14 protein-coding genes are annotated in these 22,998 nt (G+C 71.4%); 8 read left to right on the forward strand and 6 right to left on the reverse strand.

The features are described 5' to 3' along the window. The first annotated feature begins 175 nt into the window (after positions 1-175). Both CU254_RS20695 and CU254_RS44645 read left to right on the forward strand, forming a co-directional pair. Positions 176-3,334, forward strand: coding sequence for a BTAD domain-containing putative transcriptional regulator (locus CU254_RS20695; RefSeq protein ID WP_009079027.1), 3,159 nt, complete (start codon positions 176-178; stop codon positions 3,332-3,334). Between the two features lie 245 nt (positions 3,335-3,579). Then, entirely contained in the window at positions 3,580-3,702 is a 123-nt protein-coding gene (locus tag CU254_RS44645; protein ID WP_255409760.1) for a hypothetical protein, read from the forward strand. Here CU254_RS44645 and CU254_RS20700 read toward each other — a convergent pair whose 3' ends face one another. Further along, entirely contained in the window at positions 3,703-4,872 is a 1,170-nt protein-coding gene (locus CU254_RS20700) for a helix-turn-helix domain-containing protein (RefSeq protein WP_009079032.1), read from the reverse strand. An 80-nt stretch (positions 4,873-4,952) separates the two neighbouring features. On the opposite strand from CU254_RS20700, the gene CU254_RS20705 reads away from it, so the two are divergent. From CU254_RS20705 to CU254_RS20720, 4 genes are read left to right on the forward strand one after another with little or no spacing between them, the layout of a single operon-like run. Further along, positions 4,953-7,001 carry an acetate--CoA ligase family protein gene (locus CU254_RS20705; RefSeq protein ID WP_199785944.1) on the forward strand — a complete coding sequence of 683 codons (2,049 nt, stop codon included), beginning with the start codon at positions 4,953-4,955 and terminating at the stop codon, positions 6,999-7,001. Further along, the gene (locus CU254_RS20710; RefSeq protein WP_009079033.1) at positions 6,994-8,313 is read left to right on the forward strand and encodes an alkyl sulfatase dimerization domain-containing protein; all 1,320 of its coding nucleotides are present in this window, start codon (positions 6,994-6,996) and stop codon (positions 8,311-8,313) included. The genes CU254_RS20705 and CU254_RS20710 overlap by 8 nt, the downstream gene beginning before the upstream one ends. Before the next feature lie 56 nt (positions 8,314-8,369). Beyond that, a complete protein-coding gene (locus tag CU254_RS20715; protein WP_009079035.1) occupies positions 8,370-9,692 on the forward strand; it encodes an MFS transporter in 1,323 nt (440 codons plus the stop codon). Beyond that, positions 9,692-10,873: an alkyl sulfatase dimerization domain-containing protein gene (locus CU254_RS20720; RefSeq protein WP_009079037.1), complete on the forward strand. Its 1,182-nt coding sequence runs from the start codon at positions 9,692-9,694 to the stop codon at positions 10,871-10,873. Before CU254_RS20715 ends, CU254_RS20720 begins: the two co-directional genes overlap by 1 nt. Before the next feature lie 13 nt (positions 10,874-10,886). Here CU254_RS20720 and CU254_RS20725 read toward each other — a convergent pair whose 3' ends face one another. Together CU254_RS20725 and CU254_RS20730 are read right to left on the reverse strand one after the other, a co-directional pair. Further along, positions 10,887-12,095, reverse strand: a complete 1,209-nt coding sequence (locus tag CU254_RS20725; RefSeq protein WP_009079039.1) for a cytochrome P450 — start codon at positions 12,093-12,095, stop codon at positions 10,887-10,889. Next, complete coding sequence (locus CU254_RS20730; RefSeq protein WP_009079040.1) at positions 12,092-17,809, reverse strand: type I polyketide synthase; 5,718 nt, start codon at positions 17,807-17,809, stop codon at positions 12,092-12,094. The genes CU254_RS20725 and CU254_RS20730 overlap by 4 nt, the downstream gene beginning before the upstream one ends. Before the next feature lie 286 nt (positions 17,810-18,095). Between CU254_RS20730 and CU254_RS20735 the strand changes: the two genes are divergently transcribed. Continuing rightward, a complete protein-coding gene (locus tag CU254_RS20735) occupies positions 18,096-18,677 on the forward strand; it encodes a hypothetical protein (RefSeq protein WP_009079042.1) in 582 nt (193 codons plus the stop codon). A gap of 69 nt (positions 18,678-18,746) precedes the next feature. Here CU254_RS20735 and cysC read toward each other — a convergent pair whose 3' ends face one another. Continuing rightward, on the reverse strand, positions 18,747-20,576 hold the full coding sequence (cysC, locus tag CU254_RS20740; protein WP_037714313.1) for an adenylyl-sulfate kinase: 1,830 nt from the start codon (positions 20,574-20,576) through the stop codon (positions 18,747-18,749). Continuing rightward, positions 20,576-21,493 (reverse strand): sulfate adenylyltransferase subunit CysD, encoded by a 918-nt coding sequence (cysD, locus tag CU254_RS20745; protein WP_009079046.1) that lies wholly within the window; start codon positions 21,491-21,493, stop codon positions 20,576-20,578. Before cysD ends, cysC begins: the two co-directional genes overlap by 1 nt. 82 nt (positions 21,494-21,575) lie before the next feature. On the opposite strand from cysD, the gene CU254_RS20750 reads away from it, so the two are divergent. Next, complete coding sequence (locus tag CU254_RS20750; RefSeq protein ID WP_009079048.1) at positions 21,576-22,049, forward strand: nuclear transport factor 2 family protein; 474 nt, start codon at positions 21,576-21,578, stop codon at positions 22,047-22,049. Positions 22,050-22,058: 9 nt separating this feature from the next. Here CU254_RS20750 and CU254_RS20755 read toward each other — a convergent pair whose 3' ends face one another. Then, positions 22,059-22,946 carry a helix-turn-helix domain-containing protein gene (locus CU254_RS20755; protein WP_009079050.1) on the reverse strand — a complete coding sequence of 296 codons (888 nt, stop codon included), beginning with the start codon at positions 22,944-22,946 and terminating at the stop codon, positions 22,059-22,061. Positions 22,947-22,998 lie beyond the last annotated feature (52 nt).

Raw genomic sequence — 22,998 nt, forward strand, 5'->3', positions numbered from 1 at the left:
TTGCGGACGTGGGTGAACAGGGACTGCCGGGCGCGGGCCTTCTCCTCGGCAGCGGGACCGGTGAACACATACGCGTCATCGGGTTCCGCTTCACGAGGACCACTCTGCGGACCGGTGCTTCGGGTTTGCTTACGATCGGCTGACGGCGATCTGACGACAGCGCGGGGGGCGACGCATGCGGTTAGGGGTTCTCGGCCCGCTCGCGGTGTGGGACGAGGAAGGACGACCGGTCGCCGTACCGGAGGCCAAGGTGCGCCGGCTGCTCGCGGCGTTGCTGGCCCGCGACGGCGGACCGGTCACCGCCGACCGGCTCGTGCACGACCTGTGGGGCAGCGAACTGCCCGGCAAACCCGCCGGCGCGCTGCAGGCGAAGGTGTCCCAGCTGCGCCGGATCGTCGGCCGGGACCGGCTGGAGCGTCAGCCCGCCGGGTACCGGCTGCGGATCGAGGACATCGACGCCGGGCAGTTCCGCGAACTCGTCGCCAAGGCGAGGTCGACGCCGGATCCGCGGAGCCGGGCGGTGCTGCTGACCGAGGCGCTGGACTTGTGGCGGGGAGCGGCCTACGCGGATTTCGCGGACGAGGAGTTCGCCCGCGCGGATGCGCATCGGCTGACCGAGCTGCGGCTGGCCGCGACGGAGGAACGCGCGAAGGCCTGGCTGGAAGCCGGGGACCACGCCGCCGCGGTCGACGAACTCGCTGTTCTCGTGCCGCAGCACCCGCTGCGGGAAAGCTTGCGCGCAGTCCACATGCGCGCGCTGTACCTGAGCGGGCGGCAAGGCGAGGCCCTCGCCTCGTACGCGGAATTGCGCGCTCGGCTCGCCGAGGAACTGGGCGTCGATCCGAGCCAGGAGCTGCGCGCCCTGCACGAATCGATGCTCCGGCAAGATCCTGGGCTCGGCGCCGCCGGAGCGCGACCGCCCGGCAACCTGCCCAGCGCGCTCACCCCGCTCGTCGGCCGGGAACAAGCACTCGCGCAGCTGACCGGTTTGCTGCGCACGACACGGCTCGTCACCCTCACTGGACCCGGCGGGGTCGGGAAATCGCGGCTGGCCGTGGCGGCCGCCGCCGAAGCGACCGCGGCGCAGTTCCCGGACGGCGTTCGGCTGGTCGAGTTCGCCGGGGTGCGCGACGGGACGGCCGCCGATCTCGCCGATCTCGCCGCCGCCGCGTTCGGCATCCGCGACGATTCCTCCGCGACCTCGCCGGGCGCCGGACCTGCACAGCGGCTCGCCGCCGTCATGCGCGACCGGCGCGCGCTGCTCGTGCTGGACAACTGCGAACACGTTGTCGACGCCGCCGCCGAACTCGGCGAACTGCTCCTGCAGACCGCGCCCGGCCTGCGCATCCTGGTCACCAGCCAGGAACCTCTGGGGCTGCCGGGCGAGGCCGTCTTCGCGGTGGAACCGCTGCCGACGGCGGAAGCGGTGAAGCTGTTCGTCGAACGGGCCGCCGCGTCCGCGCCCGGCTTCCCGCGGAGCCCGGGAGAATGCCCGCCCGCCGACCTCGAGGCGGTGACCGAAATCTGCCGCCGCCTCGACGGCATCCCGCTCGCGCTGGAACTCGCCGCCACCCGCGTGCGCAGCCTCGGCGTCCGCGAGCTGGCGACGCGGCTCAGCGACCGGTTCGCGGTCCTGACCCGGGGAAAGCGCGGCGCCCCGGCCCGCCAGCAGACCTTGCGCGCGATGATCGACTGGAGCTGGGAACTGCTGAGCGAGCCGGAGCGGATCGTGCTGCGGCGGCTGGCCGTCCACCGCGACGGCTGCGACCTGGAAGCCGCCGAGGCGGTGTGCGCGGGAGACGGCGTCCGGCGCGAGGAGGTGCTCGACCTCGTGACGCGGCTCGTGGACCGTTCGCTCGTCGTCGTCGCGAACGGGCCCGCCGGAATCCGGTACCGGCTCCTGGAATCGGTCGCCGCCTACGCCACGGAACGCCTGCACGAGCGGTCGGACGCCGCCGAGGTGCGCCGACGGCACCTGCGGCACTACCTCGCGCTCGCCGAGCAGGCCGAAACCCGCTTGCGCGGCAACGAACAACGGGCCTGGCTCGCGCGTCTCGACGCGGAAGCCGGGAACATGCGCGCGGCACTCGACGAGGCTCTTACCTCCAGTGCCGCGGACGAAGCGGCCCGGTTGGCGACCGCGCTCTCGTGGTGGTGGCTGTTGCGCGGCCGTCTCACCGAAGGCCGCCGTGCCTTGTCGACCGTCCTCAACGCGGGGGTTCCGGACGCGGAACTCGCTGTCCTGCACCACGCTTTCGCCCTGCTGACCGGCGATCAGACTGCCGCTCCCGCCGACGCCGACGCGGTTCGCGACCCGATCCGCCGCGGCCGTGCCCTGTGGCTGCGGGCCTACAGCTTGTTCAGCGTCGGCGACGCGACTGCCAGCGCCGAGGCGACCGCTCTCGCCCTCGACCTCTTCACCGCCGAAGACGACCAGTGGGGCATCGCGGCGGCGCTAGGCCTGCGGGCCATGCTCGCCTTGGTCCGCGGCGACCTCGCCGCCCTTGGCCGAGACGGCACCCGCAGCGCGGAACTCTTCCGTGCCCTCGGCGACCGCTGGGGCGAAATGCAGACCATCCCGCCGCTGGCCGCCCTGGCCGAGATCAAGGGCGACTACGAGGACGCGGCGGACCGCCAGCGCGCCGGCCTCGCGATCGCCCGCGAACTGGACCTGCAGGCGGAAGTCGCCGCGCGCCTGTCCGGACTCGGCAGGCTGGCGCTGCTCGAACGCGACTGGGACCGCGCGCGGGACCTGCACCAGCAGGCGCACCGCATCGCCGCCGAACACGGCTACACCTACGGCCAGATCCACGCCGAGATGGGCCTCGCCCTCGGTGCACGCCGCTCCGGCGAGCTGGACACCGCCGAGCAGCACCTGCGGCACATCCGCGACAGCTACGCGGGCCTGTCTTCCTTGGCTGGCGACCATTTGCTGTACGCGGAACTCGGTTTCGTCGCCGAACTGCGCGGGGATGCCGCGCAGGCGACGGCTTTTCACCTCCAGAGCCTGGACGTCGCCCGGGCCCTCGACGAACCGCGCGCGCTGGCGCTGTCCCTGGAAGGCCTGGCCGGAGCGGCGGCCCGGTACGGCGGGAAGGAGGCCGCCGAGTGCGCCGCCCTCCTGCTGGGCGCCGCCGACGCCGCCCGGCGCGGGGTCGAGGCACCCCTCCCCCCGGCCGAACGCGGTGACGTGGATCGGATCACGGCGGCCGTGCGGGCTGTTCTTGGCGAAGCTGGTTTTGCGGGGGCCTTCGCGCGGGGCGCGGAGATGTCTGCCGAGGCGGCGGTGGCAGCGGGGTCGGCCTTGTCCGTCGCGACACCGGAGCGCGCTTGAGGTTGCGTGATCGCGCGTCGCCGCACTGCATTCGGGAGAAGTCTGGCCGGAGACCTGATTTCCTCGGCGCGAGTGCTCGTGCGGGGCGGTAACCCGCTTGCCGTGCAACCGAGTCCGTCCGGCGCAAGCAGGGCGGACGGCCGCGTCGATCCGCGGTCTCTCAGCGCGGCCCAGCGGGTGCTGAGACTCTGGAGCGCCCGACCTTCTCCGGCTCCGCGACGGTCGACGCCGGCCCGGATCAATCGTTGCAGAGCACGGATGTCTCGAAGCCGCTCACCGCGGTCGTCCAGGATCACCGGCTGTCGTTCGTCTTCGCCCCGGCCGAGGTCCAGGTGCCGCCTTTCGGCAGCGCCTCGCTCGCCGGATGATCACCCCGCCAAGCCCAGCGAAGCGCCGAGCAGCAACAGCCCCTTCGCCGTCCGCGGATCCGCACCGGTCAGATTGGCGATGCGGGACAGGCGATTGTCCACTGTGTTCGGATGTACGTGCAGTTTGCGCGCGGTCTCGCGACGGTTGAAGTCGGTGTCGAAATACGTCCGGAGCGTCGTCGTCAGATCCGGTTCGCCGCTCAGCCGCGCCGCGAGCGCACGCAGCTGAGGCGTCGCCGCGCTGTCGTGGTTCAGCTGGTATTCGAACAGGTGGTCCGCGAGCACCGCGACGGTGCCGGGGACGGAGTTCAGCCGCAGGAGCCGCTCCGCCTCCGCGACTGCCGCCGGGATTTCCGCCAGCTCGGCGGCGTGGGCGAACGCGCCGGTGATCTCCACGCCCGTCGTCTGGTGCGCTCGCGGCACCGCCAGCCGGGCCTCGGCCAGTGCCGCGTCCGGAGTGTCCGAAGTGGACGGAAGCAGCAGCAGGCCGCCGTCCGGGTCCAAGGCGGCCAGCACGTCTCCGGACAGTTCGCGATGCAGGTGCTGCAGCAGCAACCGCGCCTTCCGCTGACCGGCCAAGTGCCGGCCCACCGCGTCGCCGACGGAATCCGCCGGGTCGGCGGCGAACCGCAGCGCCAGCACGCCGTACGCGGGAGCGAGCCGGACGTCCGCCGGTTCCGGGACCACCTCCCCCGCGGCCAGCCGCCGCACCAGAGCGCGCGCCGCCTCGCGCTGTTCGTGGTCCGCGGTCTGGAATTCTTTCTGGTGCGCCTGCACCGCCACGTTCAAGACCCGGTGCAGGCAGTTCAGCAGCACCGCGGTCGTCTCCGCGGGCGGAGCGCCGCCGGACAGGTCGTCGATCTCGGTCCACATCTCCTCGGCCGCCAGCAGATAGGCGTGCACGAACTCGCTGACCGGCAGCCCCTCCGCGCCGCGCTCGCGGCCCCGCTGCCGGAACAGCTCCAGCTCGTCCTCGCGCGGGTCGTTCCCCTCCCGCGCCGCGCGCGCGAACATCCGGCCGAACTCGCGGACCGTGTGCGCCATGTGCAGGTGCAGGTGGGCGGGCGCCGTGCCGCGGTAGTGCGGCGAGGTCTCGACGTACCGGCGGATCGTCCGCTCGCCCAGCTTCGGCAGCCGGTGCTCGAAGCTGCGCCACGACAGTTGTGACATGTCACAGCACGGTAGCCGAAAACCTGGGCAATGTGCGCTACCAGCTGGACAGGTCAGCGGCGACAGTTGGGGTTGTGTCCATGACCGCGATCACAGGAGGTCCCGCACCGATGCGCTGCGAGCCGCTGTTCCGCCCGAAGTCGGTCGCCGTGGTCGGCGTGTCCGCGACGACCGCGCTGTCCTGGGGACGGATCGCTCTGGACCGGCTGCTGCGCGGCGGCTACGGCGGCGAGGTCTTCGCCGTCTCCCGCGGCCCGCTCGACCTGCCCGGCGTGCGCACGGTCGGCTCGCTCGCCGAGATCGGCTACGGCCCCGACCTGGTGGTCCTCGCGACCCCGGCGGAAACCGTCCCCGCTCTGGTCAGGCAGGCGCGCGACCTCGGTTCCGGTGCCGTCATCGTCTTCGCGTCGGGTTTCGCGGAGGGCGGCAACGCCGTGTTGGAGGACGAACTCCGCGAGGCCGCCGGAGACCTGCCGGTGCTCGGCCCGAACTGCCTCGGCGTGGTGAGCCACCCCGCTGGCGTGCAGTTGTCGACGACCGTGTTCCTCGACCGCGACCGCGTGCCGCCGGGTCCGATCGCGATCGTCACGCAGAGCGGCGCGATGGGGTTCGTGCTCGCTGACCTGCTCGAACAGGCCGGGATCGGGTACTCGTACTACGCGAGCGTCGGGAACGAAGCCTGCCTGTCCAGTCACGAAATCGGCAGCGACCTGCTCGAGCAGCCCGACGTCGAGGTGCTCGTGCTCTATCTCGAAGGCGTGCGCGACGCGGACGGCCTTCGAGCGCTCGGCCGGCAGGCCCGGGCGGCGGGCAAGACCGTGGTCGCGCTCGCGGTCGGCAGCAGCGCCGCCGGTCGGCAGGCCGCGCTGTCCCACACCGCCGCCGTCGCCGGTGACCACTTCCTGCTCGCCTCGCTGTGCCGCCAGGAAGGCATTCACCTGGTCACGGACGACGACCAGCTCGTGGACGCGGTGCTCTGCGCCCGCAAAGGGACGACGCTTCCTCCGGCTCCGCGGCTGGCCGTGCTCACGATGTCCGGCGGCGCGGGCGGAATCCTCGCCGACAACCTGACCGCGCTGGGCGTCCGCATCCCGCCGCTGTCCGGCGCGACCCGCGCGAAGCTCGCGGAGATCGGCGGCGTCGAGGCGGCCGACGAAAACCCCGTCGACCTCGGCGGCAACATCGACCGCTGGCTCGACCGGGTCGGCGATCTGCTCGGCGCGCTCGACGAGGACCCGGAACTGGACGGCGTCGTGCTCTATCTGACATTCGGCGACCGGTTCCGCGAGGCGTACCACCGGCTGGCCGCCGCTGCCGCCGCGATGCGGACACCGACGTGGTTCGTCTGGGCCTGCGCGCCGCCCGGCGAGCTGGCGAACGTCGGACGGCCGGACACCGTGCTGCCCAGCATCGGCGCTCTCGTGCGCCGCCTTCGGGTGCTGGTCCCGGACCGGGTCCCGGAACCCGCACATCGCAGCGCGGCCGAGGACCGTCCAGTGTGGACTGAACTGCGGTCCGTTCCGCTGCTGGAAGCGGCTGGCATCCCGCACGTGGACACCGTCGCCGGAACCGATCTCGCGGCGGCCGTGGCGCAACACGGCTGGCCGGAGCCGTACGTCGTCAAGGGCGATGCCGCCGACGTGCCGCACCGGGCTCGGGCCGAGCTGGTCCGTGTCGGCGTCACGGCAGCCGAACTGCCTGCCGTGCTGGACACGCTCCAAGCGCGGCTGGACGAGGTCTCCACCGACCCGGATCGCACCCTCGTCGTGCAGCCGCTGCTGCCGCACACCGCCGAACTCGCCCTGGGCGCGACGCGGGATCCGTTGTACGGCACCGCCGTCGTCCTCGGCGCAGGCGGCGACCGCGCCGAAGACCCCACCGCACCCCGCCGTGCGCTGCTGCTCCCGGCAACCCCAGAGCAGCGGGCGGAACTGGCCGAATGGGCCGGTGACGTCCTCGCCGCCCCGGCAACCGCCGTCGCCGCCGCGATCGACGGACTGATCCAGATCCTCGGCGACCATCCGGAGTTCGCCGAAGCCGACCTCAACCCGCTCTGCGTCACCGGCGACGACCTGGTCGCCGTCGACGCCCTGTTCACCGAGAACGCTCAGGAGGCATCCCGTGACTGACCTGCTCGACTACGCCGACAAGGTCTGGCGAGGCGAGGCCGACACCCGCGTCTACCACACCGGCACGCTGCGCAAGGACGGTCTGCACGAGCTGGCCGAGGGCGTCTGGATGTGGCCGGCGTTCGGCAACGTCTTCCTCTTCCCCACCGCCGACGGCCTGTTCTGCTTCGACACCGGCGAACGCCGCACCGCGAAGGACCTTTTCGGCGCGACCCGCGCCCGCACCGACGCTCCGCTGCACACCGCCGTCTACTCGCACGGCCACATCGACCACGTCTTCGGCGTCGGCCCGTTCGATCTCGAAGCCGAGGAGCGCGGCTGGCGGCGCCCGTCCGTGCTGGCGCACGAAAACACGCCGCCGCGGTTCGCGCGGTACGAGCGCACCCGCGGCTACAACACGGTGATCAACCAGCGGCAGTTCCAGTCGCCCGGCTTCCGCTGGCCCGACCGGTACCGGCACCCCGACGTCACCTACCGGGACACCACGACGCTGCGAGTCGGCGACCTCGACGTCCAGCTCAAGCACGGCCGCGGCGAGACGGACGACGCGACGATCGCCTGGCTGCCCGACCGGAAAATCCTGTGCTGCGGCGACTTTTTCATCTGGTCCTCCCCCAACCCGGGCAACCCGCAGAAGGTGCAACGTTACGCCGCCGAGTGGGCGCAGGCGTTGCGCTGGATGGCCGGTCTGGGCGCGGAACTCCTTCTCCCCGGGCACGGCGTGCCGATCGCTGGCGCCGACCGGATCCGGACCGCGCTGTCCGACACCGCCGAGTTCCTCGAAACCCTGCACGACCAGACGGTGGACGCGATGAACGCGGGAGCCACGCTCGACGAGGTCGTGCACGGCGTCACCGCGCCCGCCGAACTGCTGGCCAAGCCGTATCTCAAACCCTCTTACGACGAACCGGAATTCGTCGTGCGCAACGTCTGGCGGCTCTACGGCGGCTGGTACGACGGCAACCCGGCCAACCTCAAACCCGCCCGCCGCGCCGACCTGTCCCGCGAACTCGCCGACCTGTCCGGCGGCCCCGACCGGCTGGCCGCGCGGGCCCGGGAACTGCTCGCCGCCGGCGAACACCGGCTGGCCGGGCACTTCGCCCAGCTCGCGGTGGACGCGGCACCGGAGGACGAGACCGCGCACACCGCCCGCGCGGAAGTGTTCACCGCGCTGGAAAAAGCCGCGACCTCGACGATGGCCAAGGGCGTCTACGCCTGGGCCGCCGCCGAATCCCAGGCCGTGCTCGACGGCACCGACCGCGCCGAACAGCTGCGCACCCGCACCGAGGGCCGCACCCGCTGGGCCTTCTGAACCGCTGACCCGCCCGCCCACCCCGTCCGACAACGACGTTGAAATGGGGACCCACGATGAACGCTCCCGCTCTCCCCGCCGAAACCACTGCGCACCGGCGCACCCGCGGCACCAGCGCGCGCGGCTGGGTCGTCACCGGGCTGCTGCTGGTGTTCATGCTGATCAACTTCGCGGACAAGGCCGTGCTCGGCCTCGCCGCGAAACCGCTCATGCACGATCTCGGCCTGTCGCCCGAGGCGTACGGCCTGATCAGCAGCGGGTTCTACTTCCTGTTCAGCATTTCCGCGATCGTGGTCGGCTTCGTGTCGAACCGCGTGCCGACGAAGTGGATCCTGCTGGTGCTCGGCGTCGTCTGGGCGCTGACGCAGGCCCCGATGCTCGGCACCGTCGGCTTCGGCGCGGTGCTGGTCAGCCGGATCGTCCTGGGCGCGGCCGAGGGCCCGGCGAATCCGCTGGCCATGCACGCGGCGTACAAATGGTTCCCCAACGAGAAACGCGGCCTGCCCAGCGCGTTGCTCAACGCGGGTTCCGGCATCGGCGTGGCGCTGGCGTCGCCGCTGCTGACGGCGCTGATCGTCGGATACGGCTGGCGGTGGGCCTTCTTCGCGCTGCTCGTCGTCGGGCTGGTGTGGTCGCTGCTGTGGGCGATCTTCGGCCGCGAGGGCAAGGTCGCCGGAACCGCTTCGGTGCACGCGACCGCGGTCAAGTCGGAAGCGGACGAACCGCGCGTGCCCTACCGGCGGATCCTGCTCAACGGCACCTGGCTCGGCGGTTTCCTGGCCGGTTTCGCCGCGTACTGGGCGCTGGCCGTGCTGGTCGCGTGGGTGCCGCATTACCTCGAAACGGCGTTGCACTACAGCACGGTGACCACCGGGACGCTGGTCGCGCTGCCGTGGATCGCGTCGGTCGTGTTCAACCTCGCCCAGGGCGCGCTGAGCGACCGGCTGATGCGGCGCGGCGTGTCGAGCCGGGTGGCCCGCGGCGTGCTCGGCGGCGTCGCGGTGCTGGTCTCGGGTCTCGCGATGCTGCTGTTCCCGCACACCGGCGGCTGGTTCCAGATCGCGCTGCTCACCGTCGCGTTCAGCCTCGGCGGGGTGGTGTTCGCTCTCGGCGTCACGATGAACGCCGAGATCAGCCCGACCCGGCAGCGCGGCGCGGTGCTGTCGATCACCGTCGGCCTGGTCACCACCGCCGGACTACTCGCCCCGTACCTGACCGGACGGCTGATCCAGGCCGCGTCGTCGCCCGGGGCCGGGTTCACGCTCGCCTTCACGATCAGCGGCCTGCTGTCCGTCGCGGGGGGTCTGCTCGCCGTGTTCTTCGTCAACCCGGACCGCACCGCGCGGCGGCTCGGACTCCGCACCGAGGTGGTCGGCTGATGCCTTTCCAGGACACCAAAAACCCGCTGTACGGCACCGGCGAGATCACCGAGGTCGCGCCCGGCGTCCGCTCGATCGGCCTGCAGGGCAACAGCCTCGCGGTGGAAACGGCCTCGGGTGTCGTCGTGGTCGACACCGGCCCGTCTCCGGACCTCGTCGCGCCGGTGCTGGACCAGCTGAACGAGCCGGTCCGGTGGATTGTCTACAGCCACGGGCATCTGGGCTACAACTACGGCGTGCCCGGCTTCTTCGAGTACGCCGCCGCGCACGGAGAACGCCGCCCGACCGTCGTGGCGCACGAGAACGTCGTCCGGCGCTACCAGCGGTACCTCGAGACGGCCGGATTGCAGAACCACATCAACACCCGGCAGTTCCGCCGCCCGATGGCCGACCTGACGGCGCCGCCGCCGGTCACTTTCCCCGACCAGACCTACCGGGAAGCGATGACGCTCGCGCCGGACGTCCGGCTGCTGTGGGCGCCCTCGGAAACCGACGACGTGACCGCGGTGTGGTTGCCGTCCCAGCGGGTTTTGTACGGCAGTGCCGCGGTGATCAACGGGATCCCCAACATCGGGACGCCGATGCGGACCATGCGCGACACCGTCCGCTGGGCCGACACGCTGGACCGGCTCGCCGCCCTGAACCCGGCCGTGCTGGTGCCGGAGTTCGGTCCGGTAGTCCGGGAGGATCCGGTCCGGCAGCTCACCATGACCGCCGCTGCGCTCCGATGGCTGCGCGGCGCGGTCGTGGACCAGCTCAACCGCGGCCGGCGGGTCGACGACATCGTGCACGATCTGCGGTATCCGGCCGAGTTGTTCGACGTGCCGTGGATGCGCGAGCACTACGGCCACCGGGAGTACATCGTCCGCGACGTCGTGCGCTCGGAAACCGGTTGGTGGGACGGGAATCCGACGACGCTGCACCCGTCCCGCCCAGACGTCGCGGCCGCGGTCCGGGCCGAGGCGATCACGGACAAGCAGGCAGTGCTCGACCAGGCCGACCGACTGCGCGGGGAGGGACGGGTGCAGGAGGCGTTGCACGTCATCGATCTGCTGGCACTCGCGCCGGGCGACGATCCGCTGGTGAAGCAGGCGCGAGCAGTGAAGGAGGAACTGTGCGCGGCGCGGGCTGCGGAGGCGAGCAGTTTTGTGTCGCGGAGTTTCTACCGCAGCGGATGGTGAGCGCCTAGCCCGATCACTGCGCAGGCAACGCAGTGGTCCAGGTCAGCTCCAGCCGCTCCGGCCCCCGCTGCCGTCGCGCCGTCAGCCACGGCACCTCCGCCGCGAGCTCCAGATCCGGGAACCGCGCCAGCAACGTCCCCAACGCGACCTGCAGCTCCAACCGCGCCATCTGGGCGCCCAGGCAATGATGCGGACCATGACCGAAACCGACGTGATGATTGCGCGTCCGGGCCAAGTCCAAATCCTCCGGGCACTCGAACACGGTCGCGTCGCGGTTCGCCCCCTCCAGGTCGGCGAACACCGCCTCGCCCTTGCGGATCAGCTGGCCGCCGATTTCGACGTCCTCGCTCGCGATGTGCGCGAACCCGGCGCTCGCGCCGAGCGGGACGAACCGCAGCAGTTCCTCGACCGCCGACGGCATCAGGCCGGGGTCGGCGCGCAGGCGGGCCAGCTGGTCCGGATTCGTGAGCAGCGTGTAGAGCAGGTTGGAGATGTGGTTCGCGGTCGTCTCGTGGCCGACGGCGAGGATTCCGCCGGACAGGTCGATCAGCTCGCCCTCGGTCAGCCGGCCCTCGTCGTCGCGGGCCCGCACGAGCGCGCCGATCAGGTCGTCGGTCGGCGTCTCGCGGCGTTCCGCGACCAGGCCGGCGATGTAGCCCCACAATTCGCTCTGCGCGGTCATGATCGAGGTGTGGTCCAGGCCCTCGCCGCTGAGCATCAGCATCGTGTCGGTCCACGTGTGCACCTTGTCGCGATCCTCCTGCGGCACGCCCAGCAGCTCGCACAGCGCGGTGATCGGCAGCGGGATCGAGAAGGACGACACCAGGTCCGCCGGCGGGCCCTGCTCGATCATCCCGTCGATCAGGCCGTCGGCGATTTCCTGGATCCGCGGGCGCAGCGTTTCCACCCGCTTCGGCGTAAAGGCGGCCGCGACGAGCCGCCGCAGCCGGGAGTGCGTCGGCGGGTCCATGGTGATGATCGAGCTTTCGCTCTCGATCGCCTCGGTCCCGCGCGGCGCGTCCTTGCCGACCGTCAGGCTCCGCATCAGCCTCCGGTCCACCAGCACGGCCCGCACGTCCTCGTACCGCGTCGCCAGCCACGCCTCCCCGCCGAACGGCAGCCGCACCCGGCTCATCCCCTGCTGCTCGCGCATCTCGGCGTACCGCGCGTCGACAGTCAGCGCCGACGGTTCGAACGGGTACGGGCACACTCCACGGTTCACGACGAACTCCCAAGTCCGGTAACGGTTTCGACGATCGGTTCTGCCACGGATTCCAGCCATGCCCCGACTGCCGAGGCGGTGCTCTCCGCGTCCTCGGCGACGAGGCTGAAATGGTCCCCGGGCACGGTTTCCACGCGGTCGGCCCGCGACCACGTCGTCTGCCAAGCCGCCCCGGCCCCGTCCCCGAAGCTGCGGGCGGAGCGCAGCAGCACGGTCGGGACCCGGAGGTCCGGCGGCCCCGCGGCGGCGAGCAGCCCGAGGTAGCGGCCCATGGCGGTCAGCTGGGCGCGGTCGAATCCGCCGTCGTCCTGGCGGGTCAGCACTTCCCCGGCCATCGCGTGGACCGCGCGCTCGGCCGGGCCGCCGATTTCGTAGGTGTCCAGCAGGCACAGCCCCGCCGGCGCACGGCCGGTCCGCGCCAGTTCCGCCGCGACGGCTTCGGCCAGCAGGCCGCCGGAGGAATAGCCGAGCAAGGCGAACGGTTCGTCTTCGGCAGCTTCGCGGGCCTGCTCGGCGAGTGCCGCGACGAGCGTGGCGAGGTCGGCCGGAAGCGGCTCGTCCACCGTGAAGCCGGGCAGGGACAGCACGGAGAACCGCCGGTCGCCGCGGAACGGCGCGGCCAAGCGTCCATATTGGACGGCACCGGTCATCGCCGCTGGCGAGGGCACGCAGAGCAGTGCGGGCCGCCGCGGTCCGTCGGCCAACCGGATCGGCCGCGATCCGGTAGGCGCTTGGTGGAAGGACGGGCGAAGGTTCGCCGCGGCACCGAGCAGCGCGACGCCTTCCGGTACCCGCCCGGCCGCCACTGCCTCGGCGAACAACCGCGCGACCGGGTCTGCCGGTGTCGAGACCGCCGGTGCCGCAGGAGTGTCCGAAAAGGACTCGTTCAGGAATTCGGCCAGGTCCGCGACGGTGGGGTGATCGAACACCAGCGTCGCGCCAAGGGTCAGGCCGGTCAGTTCGGACAGCCGGTTGCGCACCTGGACCGCGGTGAGCGAGTCGAAACCGAGGCCGGGCAGCGCGCGGCCGGGTTCGACCGTCTCCGCATGGCCCAGTACCGCCGCGACCTGCGCGCCGACCAGTTCCGCCAGCCGTTCGCGACGCTCGCCTGGCGGGGTCCGGCGCAGTCGGGCGGCGGCAGAACCGCTTGCCCTCCGGGGTGTCCGCACGTGGGCACGGAGCAGCGACGGGACGTCGTCGCCGCGCCAGGTGTCGAGTCGCAGCGGGGCCAGTACCGGTGCCGGGTCGGCGAGGGCGGCGTCGAACAGCGCCAAGCCTGCCTCAGCGGTGAGGCCGCCGGTGCGTTCGTCGGAGTTCCACAATCCCCAGGCCAGCGACTGCGCGGGCAGCCCGAGCGCGCGGCGGTGCTGGGCGAGGGCGTCGAGGAACGCGTTCGCCGCCGCGTAGTTGGCCTGGCCCGGCGCGCCGAGGATCCAAGCGGCGGACGAGAACAGGACGAATTTGTCCACGTCCCCGGCGAGTTCGTGCAGGTTCCAGGCGGCGGTGGCTTTGGCCTCGAATGCGGCGTCGAGCTGGTCCGGGGTCAGCGACGCGAGCATCCCGTCGGCCAGGACGCCCGCCGCGTGCACGATCGCGGTGACCGGGTGCGCGGCCAGCAGCGCGGCGAGGGCGGACCGGTCGGCGAGATCGCAGACCGCCACCTCGACCCGCGCGCCCAAAGCGGCCAGTTCAGCAACGAGATCATCGCCGCCTCGGCCCGTTCGGCTCGCCAGCACCAGCTCCCGGACGCCGTGTTCACGGACGAGGTGTTCGGCCACCAACCGGCCGAGCTGCCCGGTCCCGCCGGTGATCAGCACTGGTCCCAGGCCCCATTCCGCGCTCTCGGCGGCTTCGACGGCGACCAGGCGCGGGGCCAGCGTCCGCTCGCCGCGGATGACGACAGCGGGCTCACGAGCGGCGGCGATCAACTCCTCGGGCGGTGACGCGTCGGTGTCCAGGTGCACAATCCGGCCCGGATGTTCGGTCTGCGCGGAACGGACCAGCCCGGCCACGGCCGCACCGGCCAGATCGACCGGTTCGCCAGGCAACCCAGCCGCGTAGCGAGTGACGACCACAATCCGACGCTCGCCGGTGAGCGCAGTGCGCAGCGCGGGCAGAATCCGGTGAAGCTCGCGCTGTGCCGCGGCGGCGTCCGCACCTGGCTCGACCACCAAGGTCTGGACGTCCTCCGCGCCCCCGTCGGCGAGGGTGCACTCAGTCCATTCCGGACGGAGCAGCGTCCCGGAGCGGGGAACCCGCCGTACGCCGGTGACCGGCCGCAACGCCAGCGAGCCGACGGTGGCCACCGGATTGCCCGAACAGTCCGTCAAGAAGAGGGAAACTGTGTTCTCGGCCAGCGGCGTCACCCGCACCCGAAGTTCGGAACTGCCAGCCGCCCACAAGTCCACTTCGGACCACGAGTACGGCAGGAGCGTCCCCGCCCCGGTCGACGGTCCGAGGCCGATCGCGTGGAGCGCCGAATCGGCCAGCCCAGGATGCAGGCCGAACGCCGCGGCGTCCAGCACCGCGGATTCCGGCAGGGAAACCTCGGCGAACACCTCGTCCCCGCGCCGCCAAGCGGTCTTCAGTCCCTGAAACAACGGCCCGTACTCCACGCCGCGCTCCGCCAGAAGCTCGTACATCCCGTCGAGATCGATCTCCTCCGCTCCGGCAGGCGGCCAAGCCAGCACCGGGTCCGGTAATGGACCGGGCGGAGCCAGCACACCGTCCGCGTGCCGCACCCACGGCCCGTCGCCGGACTGCGCGTGGATGCTCACCGGCCGTACCCCAGCCTCGTCACCGGCACCGACGCGGACCTGAATCCGGACCCCGTCGGCGTCCAGCACCAGCGGCGCGTGCACGGTCAGCTCCTGGACCCGCGCGCCGCCGGTCTCCTCGCCGGCGCGCAGAGCGAGTTCCAGGAAACCGGTGCCGGGGAACAGCACCGAGCCGCCGACGGCGTGCCCCGCCAGCCACGGCTGTGCGGCGGTCGAAATCCGGCCGTGCAGCAGGAATCCGTCGCCGTCGGCGAGCGGGACCGCGGCGCCGAGCAACGGGTGCCCGGCGGCTTCGAGCCCGGTCGCGGACAGGTCTCCGGCCTCGTCCGAAGCGGACAGCCAGTAGCGTTCGCGCTGGAAGGGGTACGTCGGCAGGTCGATCAGCGCCGCCGCGCGAGGGGCGAGAACCGCGGCCCAGTCCAGAGCGACGCCGTCGGCGTGCAGTTGCCCGATCGCCTCGGCGATCGCGACGTCCTCGGGCGCGTCTCGGCGCAAGGCGGCGACCGCCAGTGGCGCGTCCGGCAGCAGCGCGGTCAACGGCCCGTCCGCGCCGAGTTCGAAAAACCGCGTGACGCCTTGGCTCTCCAGCGTGCGGACCGCGTCGCCGAACCGGACCGTGCGCCGGATGTTGCGCACCCAGTAGTCCGCGTCGAAGGATCCGATCGGCTCGCCGGTGACCGTGGAGACGATCGGCACCGCGGGCGCGGCGTACTCGACCCGCGCCGCGAGCGCGCGGAACGGCTCCAGCACCGGGTCCATCAGCCGCGAATGCGAACCGACCGCCAGTGCCAGCCGCTTCGTCCGCCGCCCCTCGGCGGAAAACCGGGCGACGACGGCCAGCACCGCCGCCTCCTCCCCGGCGACGACGACCGCGCGCGGGCCGTTGACCACCGCGACGTCGACCGCTTCCCCGGCGAACTCCTCCGGCTCGGCTTCGATCGCCGCCATCGCGCCGCGCGGCTGGGCCTGCATCAGCGTCGCCCGCGAAACGACCAGCTCCGCCGCGTCCGCGAGCGACAGCACGCCCGCACAATGCGCGGCGGCCAGCTCGCCCCCGGAGTGTCCACAAAGGACGTCGGGAAGCAGCTGCCACGATTCGGCCAGCCGGAACAGCGCGACCTCGATCGCGAACAGCGCTGCCTGGCTGTAGCGGAACTCGTCGAGCGCACCGCCGATCGCTTCCCGCAGCGGACGGTCCAGATGCCGGTCGAGTTCCGCGCAAGCCGCGGCGTACGCCGCCGCGAACACCGGATACGCGGCGGCAAGTTCCTCGCCCATGCCGCTCCGATGCGAGCCGCCCCCGGAGAACAGGAACGCCAACGCTCCTTCGCCACGCGCCACCCGGGCGGGCGGATCGTCCAGTGCGGCCAGCAGTTCCTCGCGATCCCGCGCGACGACCACCGCCCGATGCTCGAGATGCGTGCGTCCGGTCGCGAGAGTCCGAGCCACATCCGCCAGCCGGAGATGAGGCTGCGCGCGCAACCGCTCCGCCAGCCGTTCCGCCTGTGCCCGCAGCGCCGCCGGATCGTGCCCGCTGAGCACCACCGGCACCGCCACCCCATCGTCCGCCGCTCGTTCCGCGAGGAGCGGGGCTTCCTCCACGACGACGTGCGCGTTCGTCCCGCTCAACCCGAAACTGGACACCGCCCCTCGCCGCGGCCGAGCACCGCGCGGCCATGGCGTCGCCTCGGTCAGCAATTCGACCTCGCCGGAGGACCACTCGATCCGGCTGCTGGGCGCGTCGACGTGCAAGGTCTTCGGCAGCAGTTCGTGCTGCAACGCGAGCCCCAGCTTCAACAGCCCCGCGACGCCGGACGCGGCTTGCGTGTGCCCGAGATTGGACTTCAACGACCCGAGCCGCAGCGGCTCCCCGTCGCCCCGGTCCGCGCCGTAAGTGGCCAGCAGCGCCTGCGCCTCAATGGGATCGCCGAGCGGCGTCGCCGTCCCGTGCGCCTCCACGACGTCGATCTGCGCGGCCGACAACCGGGCCGACGCCAATGCCTGCCGGATCACGCGACGCTGCGCCGGACCGTTCGGCGCGGTGATGCCGTTCGACGCGCCGTCGGAGTTGACCGCGCTTCCGCGCACCACGGCCAGAATCGGCCGACCGGATCGGCGAGCGTCCGAAAGCCGTTGCAGCACCACCATTGCCGAGCCTTCGGACCACGCGGTGCCGTCTGCGGATTCGGCGAAACTCCGGCACCGCGCGCCACGCGACAGCGTGCCGTCTTTGCTGAATTCGACGAAGGTGCGCGGCGTCGACATCACGGTCGCGCCGCCCGCGAGCGCGAGTTCGCACTCCCCCGCGCGCAGTGCCTGAGCTGCCAGGTGCACGGTGACCAGCGACGACGAACACGCGGTGTCCACCGTGATCGCCGGCCCCTGCAGCCCGAACGTGTAGGCCACCCGGCCGGACACCATGCCCGACGCGGCGAAGCTGCCCGGATAGTCGTGGTACATCACGCCGGTGAACACGCCGGTCCGGCTGCCGCCCAGCGAACGCGGCGGGATCCCGGCCCGCTCCAGCGATTCCCACCCGGTCTCCAGCAGGAGCCGCAGCTGCGGGTCCATCAGCAGCGCGTCGCGGGGGCTGATCCCGAACAGCCCGGCGTCGAAATCGCCCGCTCCGGCGAGAAACCCGCCCTCCCGCACGGAAATCGAGCCCGGCCGGGCGCCTTCGGGGTCGTACCGCCGCTCGACGTCCCAGCCGCGGTCGTCCGGGAACCCGCCGATCGCGTCGCCGCCGCGCGCGAGGAGCCGCCACAGCTGGTCCGGCGTCTCGATCCCGCCCGGCAGCCGGCACCCCGCGCCGACGATCGCGACCGGTTCCGCTCCCGCGGCCGCCCCGAGCAGCCGCCGGTTCTCGTCTTTGAGCCGATGATTCTCCTTCAACGACGTACGCAGTGCGGCGACCAGAGTGCGTTCCGACTCGCTCAACGGCCCCCCAGGGCTAGATGTGCAGCGTGACCGGCCCGACGTTACGCACCGGCAAGATCCCTGCCACCCCCTAATACCGCCCCGGAAGTCCGATTAGCGGTCGTTTGCCGGGGTCGGGGCCGGATCGCCGTGGTCGCGGGAGGAAGGACGGGAGGCGGCGCGAATGACGCCACGCCTTACGCTCATAGGCTGATTGTGCTCACCCGTCCCGGCGCGCAACGATACCCGGACCGCTTCGCGAGGCGCACCCAAAGCGATACTTCCGGACAGAGACGGACGGATTCCGATGAAAACATCACGGTTGAGTTCGCTATTGGCCGCGTTGGGCGGCGCGTTCCTCGCATTCCTGCTCATTTCCCCCGCTGCGTCCGCGGCACCCGCGAAGCCCGCTTCGCCGGCCACGGTCGGCGACCTCGGCGGCATGCTGCTCCGCGAGTTCTGCCAGGCGAACGGCTTCGCGGACGTCACCCGGCGCTCCGACGTCTGGTTCTGCGTCGGAAACCACAAAATCGACACCGCCGTGCCGCTGACGGCCGCCTGCCGGTGGCAATTCTCCGACCTGGTGGCGGCCGGATTCACCGTGACCAACAACGGCGGCCGCTGCTGGGCCAATCCGTCCGCGTACGCGGATGTCGGCGGAATCGCGGTCAACCAATACTGCAACTCTCTCGGCTATTCCGACGCCAGCGTCGGCGACAATGTCGCGTCTTGGCGGTGTGTCGGGCACGGAACGTCGGTGCCCATCGACTTCCACGCCGCGTGCCGCTGGCAGAATCCGGCCTGGGTGGCCAAAGGCTTCAGCCTGGTCTCCTATTTCAACAGCTACGGCGACCGCTTCGGCATCCGGTGCCTGGCCCTGTCGCGCTAGCTAGACCGTCGGCTCACCGCCGGGGCATCGGCTGCCTCGACGGTGAGCCGCGCCAGATCCGGCTTGGCGTCACTCGAGAGCGGCGAGCACCAATGCGGCCATCGCGGCCGGGTCGCCGTTTTCCGGGCGCAGCACCAGGTCCGGGGACACGGGCCGTTCGTACGGAGCGTCCACTCCGGTGAACCCGGTGATTTCGCCCGCGCGCGCCTTCGCGTACATGCCCTTCGGATCGCGGTCCTCGCACACTTCGAGCGGGGTGTCGACGAAAACTTCGAGAAACGGCAGACCCGCGGCTTCGTGCACGGCCCGGGCGAGTTCGCGGTCTGCCTGGTAGGGGCTGATCAGCGACACCACCGCCACGACCCCGGCGTCGGCGAACAGCTTGGCGACCTCCGCGACACGGCGGATGTTCTCGGCCCGCTGCGCCGGGGCGAATCCGAGGTCGGCGTTGAGCCCGTGCCGGAGGTTGTCGCCGTCGAGCAGGTAGGCGGGGCGGCCCGAGGCGACCAGCCTGCGCTCCAGCTCCACGGCCACGCTCGACTTGCCCGAGGCGGACAGCCCAGTGAGCCACACCGTCCGGCCGCGGGTCGCGCGCTCGTCCCTCGACACCGCCGCCGGATGCCAGACCACGTTCGGCGCGGTCGCGCTCGGGCCGGTGATCATGCCCGCGCCGACGGTGTCGCCGGAGTGCTCGTCGACCAGCAGGAAGCCGCCGGTCGGCCGGTTGCGGGCATAGGGGTCGAACAGCAGCGGCTGCCGGGTCCGCAACCGGATCCGGCCGATCTCGTTGAGCGACAACGACTCCGCGGTCTCGTCGCGGTGCAGCGTGGTGACGTCGAGCCGGTAGTCGAGGGAGCGGACCTCGGCCTTGGTCTCGCGGGTCGTGTGCCGGACCAGGTAGTTCGCGCCCGGAACGAGTGCCGCCTGTTCGGAGAACCAGCACACCATCGCGTCGACGTCTTGGCCGACGTGCGGACGGTTGCCCGGGCGGCAGATCAGGTCGCCGCGGCTGAGGTCCAGCTCGTCGGCAAGCTCGATCGTGACCGCCAGCGACGCGAACGCCTCGGGCACCTCGACCCCGCCGGGACCCCAGATCGCGCGCACAGTCGTGGTGAACCCGGACGGCAGCACGGTCACCTCGTCGCCGGGCTTGAACACGCCACCGGCCACGGTCCCGGCATAGCCGCGGAAATCCCGGCTGTGCTCGCGAATCACGTACTGCACGGGAAACCGCGCGTCGACCAGATTCCGATCGGAGGCCACGTGCACCTGCTCCAGATGGTGCAGCAGCGAAGTGCCTTCGTACCAAGGCATGCTCGCGCCCCGGTGCACCACGTTGTCGCCGTGCAGCGCGGACATCGGCACGAAGGTCAGATCCGGGGTCTGCAACTTCATCGCGAAGCGACGGAACTCCTCGCGGATTTCCTCGAACCGTTCCTGCGACCAACCGACGAGATCCATTTTGTTCACGCACACCACGAGGTGCCGGATGCCCAGCAGACTGGCCAGGAACGCGTGCCGGCGCGACTGCTCGAGCACGCCCTTGCGCGCGTCGACCAGGATCAGCGCGACGTCCGAAGTGGACGCTCCGGTGACCATGTTCCGGGTGTACTGCACGTGCCCCGGGGTGTCGGCGATGATGAACTTCCGCTTCGGCGTGGCGAAATACCGGTGCGCGACGTCGATGGTGATGCCCTGTTCGCGTTCCGCGCGCAGCCCGTCGGTCAGCAGGGCAAGATCCGGGTACGCGTCGCCGCGGTCCCGGCTCGTGCGTTCGATCGCTTCGAGCTGATCGGTGAAGACCGTCTTGGAATCGAAGAGCAACCGGCCGATCAGGGTCGATTTGCCGTCGTCCACGCTGCCCGCGGTCGCGAGCCGCACCGTCGTAACCCCGCCCATCAGAAGTAGCCTTCCTTTTTGCGGTCTTCCATCCCGGCCTCGGAAATCCGGTCGTCGGCCCGGGTCGCGCCGCGTTCGGTGACCCGCGTCGCGGCGACCTCGGCCACTACTTCCGCGGGCGAGGAAGCAGTCGATTCGACGCACCCGGTGCAAGTCGCGTCGCCGATCGTGCGGAAGCGCACCGTTGCCGGATAAGGAACTTCGCCCTCGGACACGGTCAGGAACCGGGTTTCGGCGAGGAGCATTCCGTCGCGCTGGACCACCGGCCGGCGGTGCGCGTAATAGAGCGACGGCAGGGTCACGCCCTCCGCTTCGACGTACTGCCAGATGTCCAGCTCGGTCCAGTTCGACAGCGGGAACACCCGGATGTGCTCGCCCTTGCGATGCCTGCCGTTGTAGAGATTCCACAGTTCCGGACGCTGCCGCCGCGGATCCCATTGCCCGAACTCGTCGCGGAAGCTGAACACGCGTTCCTTGGCCCGGGCTTTCTCCTCGTCGCGTCGCGCGCCGCCGAACACCGCGTCGAAGCCGTTCTCGCGGATGCCGCGCAGCAGCGTGGCCGTCTGCAGCCGGTTCCGGCCCGCCTTCGGGTCTTCGACGACTCGCCCCGCGTCGATGTCGTCCTGGACGCTCGCGACCAGCAATCGCAAGCCGTAGCGCGCGACGACTTCGTCACGAAACTGGATGACCTCGTCGAAATTGTGCCCGGTGTCGACGTGCATCACCGGGAACGGCAGCGGCGCGGGCCAAAACGCCTTCGCCGCGACGTGCAGCATCACCATCGAGTCTTTGCCGCCGGAGAACAGCAGCACCGGCCGTTCGAAGGTCGCCGCGACCTCGCGGAAGACGTGCACGGCTTCGGCTTCGAGCGCACCGAGGTGGCTCAGCTCGTACGCCGGGGGTGCCTGGGTCGCCATCGGATCCGCCCTTCCGAGGTTCGAGACCAGAAAAGTAGAACAGGTTCTTGCGCTCGGTCAAGCGGCGGAGGACGCTGAACGGATGGATCTGGCCGCGCTCGAAGAAATCCGCCGCGTGAAATTCCGCTACCTCCGGTGCCTCGACCTGAAGCGCTGGGACGAGATGGCGGAGACGCTGACCGCCGACGCCCGCGTGCACTACGGCACGCCCGCCTACGGCGAACCGCTGAACTTCCACAACCGCGACGCGCTCATGGAGTTCCTGCGCACCACCGTCGGCCCCGGCATCACGACAATGCACTTCGCCGGGCACCCGGAAATCGAGATCGACGGCGACACCGCGACCGGCCGGTGGCTGTTCCAGGACAAGGTGATCGTCGCCGAGCACCGGGTGGTGATCGAGGGCGCCGCGTACTACGAGGACACGTACCGGCGCGAGGACGGCGGGTGGCGGATCAGCAGCACGGGGTACGAACGGCTGTACGAAACGCTGGCCACGATGAAGGACCAGCCGGGCTGGAAGCTGACCGCGAACATGTGGGGCCAGCCGGCCTGACCCCGGCGGTCAGCGCCGAGCAGGACGGACGCCGCCCGCCTCCGCCGTCACCGCGTCCGCGACGGCCGCCAAAGCCGCGCCCCGGCGGGCGATTTCCGCACCGGTGATCGGCTCCCCGACGGACAACGTCAGCACCAGTTCCTGCCGCCCCGACGCGTCGACGGTCGGGGCGGCCAGCAGGCTCACCGCGTGCTTCTTCCGCGGTTCCAGGTCCGCGCCGAGGTACACCCGCTCCCCCAGGCTCGACACCAGCTCGCCGACGAGCCCGCGCACCTCGGGCGGCAGGTCGCCCGCGGCCACGCCCGCCATCAGCGTGTAGAGCCGGCGGCCCGCCGACGTCAGGCTTTCCACCAGATAGCCGTGTTCCCGGCACTCCGCGACCACCCGCCGCAGGTACGCCTCGTCCAGCCGGACCGGCACCGCGGGCGGCGTCGCGAGCCAGGCGTCGAAGGCGGAGTCGGCGTCCCACAGCACGTACATCAGCCCGACCGGCGGCGCGAACGGATACGTCTCGCCGAGCCGCACCTTGCCCGGCCCGGCGCTCTGCAGCATCAGGATGCGCCCGTCCACCACCGCCGACGCGGTGCACGTCGCCTGGTACCGGGCGCTCAGCTCTTCCAGGTGCGCACGGGCGATCTCGCTGGCGCCGAAGCCTTCCGCCGCCGCGCGTCCGGCCGCGATCGTCGCCGGGCCCAGGCGATACGTCGTGGTCCGGGGGTCGCGGACCACGTATCCGCTCGCCGTCAGCTCGGTCAGGATGCCGAGGCAGGTCGGCTTGCTCAGGCCCAGTTCGCGGGCCAGCGCGGACAGCCCGAACCGCTGCCCCGGCCGCGCCGCGAAATAGTCCAGCAACCGCACGACCCGTTCGGTCGGCGGCGAGCGCCGGGATACCGCCATTGACCCGTCCTTAGAACGCGTTCTAGTCTCGGTACCCGTCGAACGTACCACT

The sequence above is a fragment of the Amycolatopsis sp. AA4 genome (assembly GCF_002796545.1).
GTDB lineage: Bacteria > Actinomycetota > Actinomycetes > Mycobacteriales > Pseudonocardiaceae > Amycolatopsis.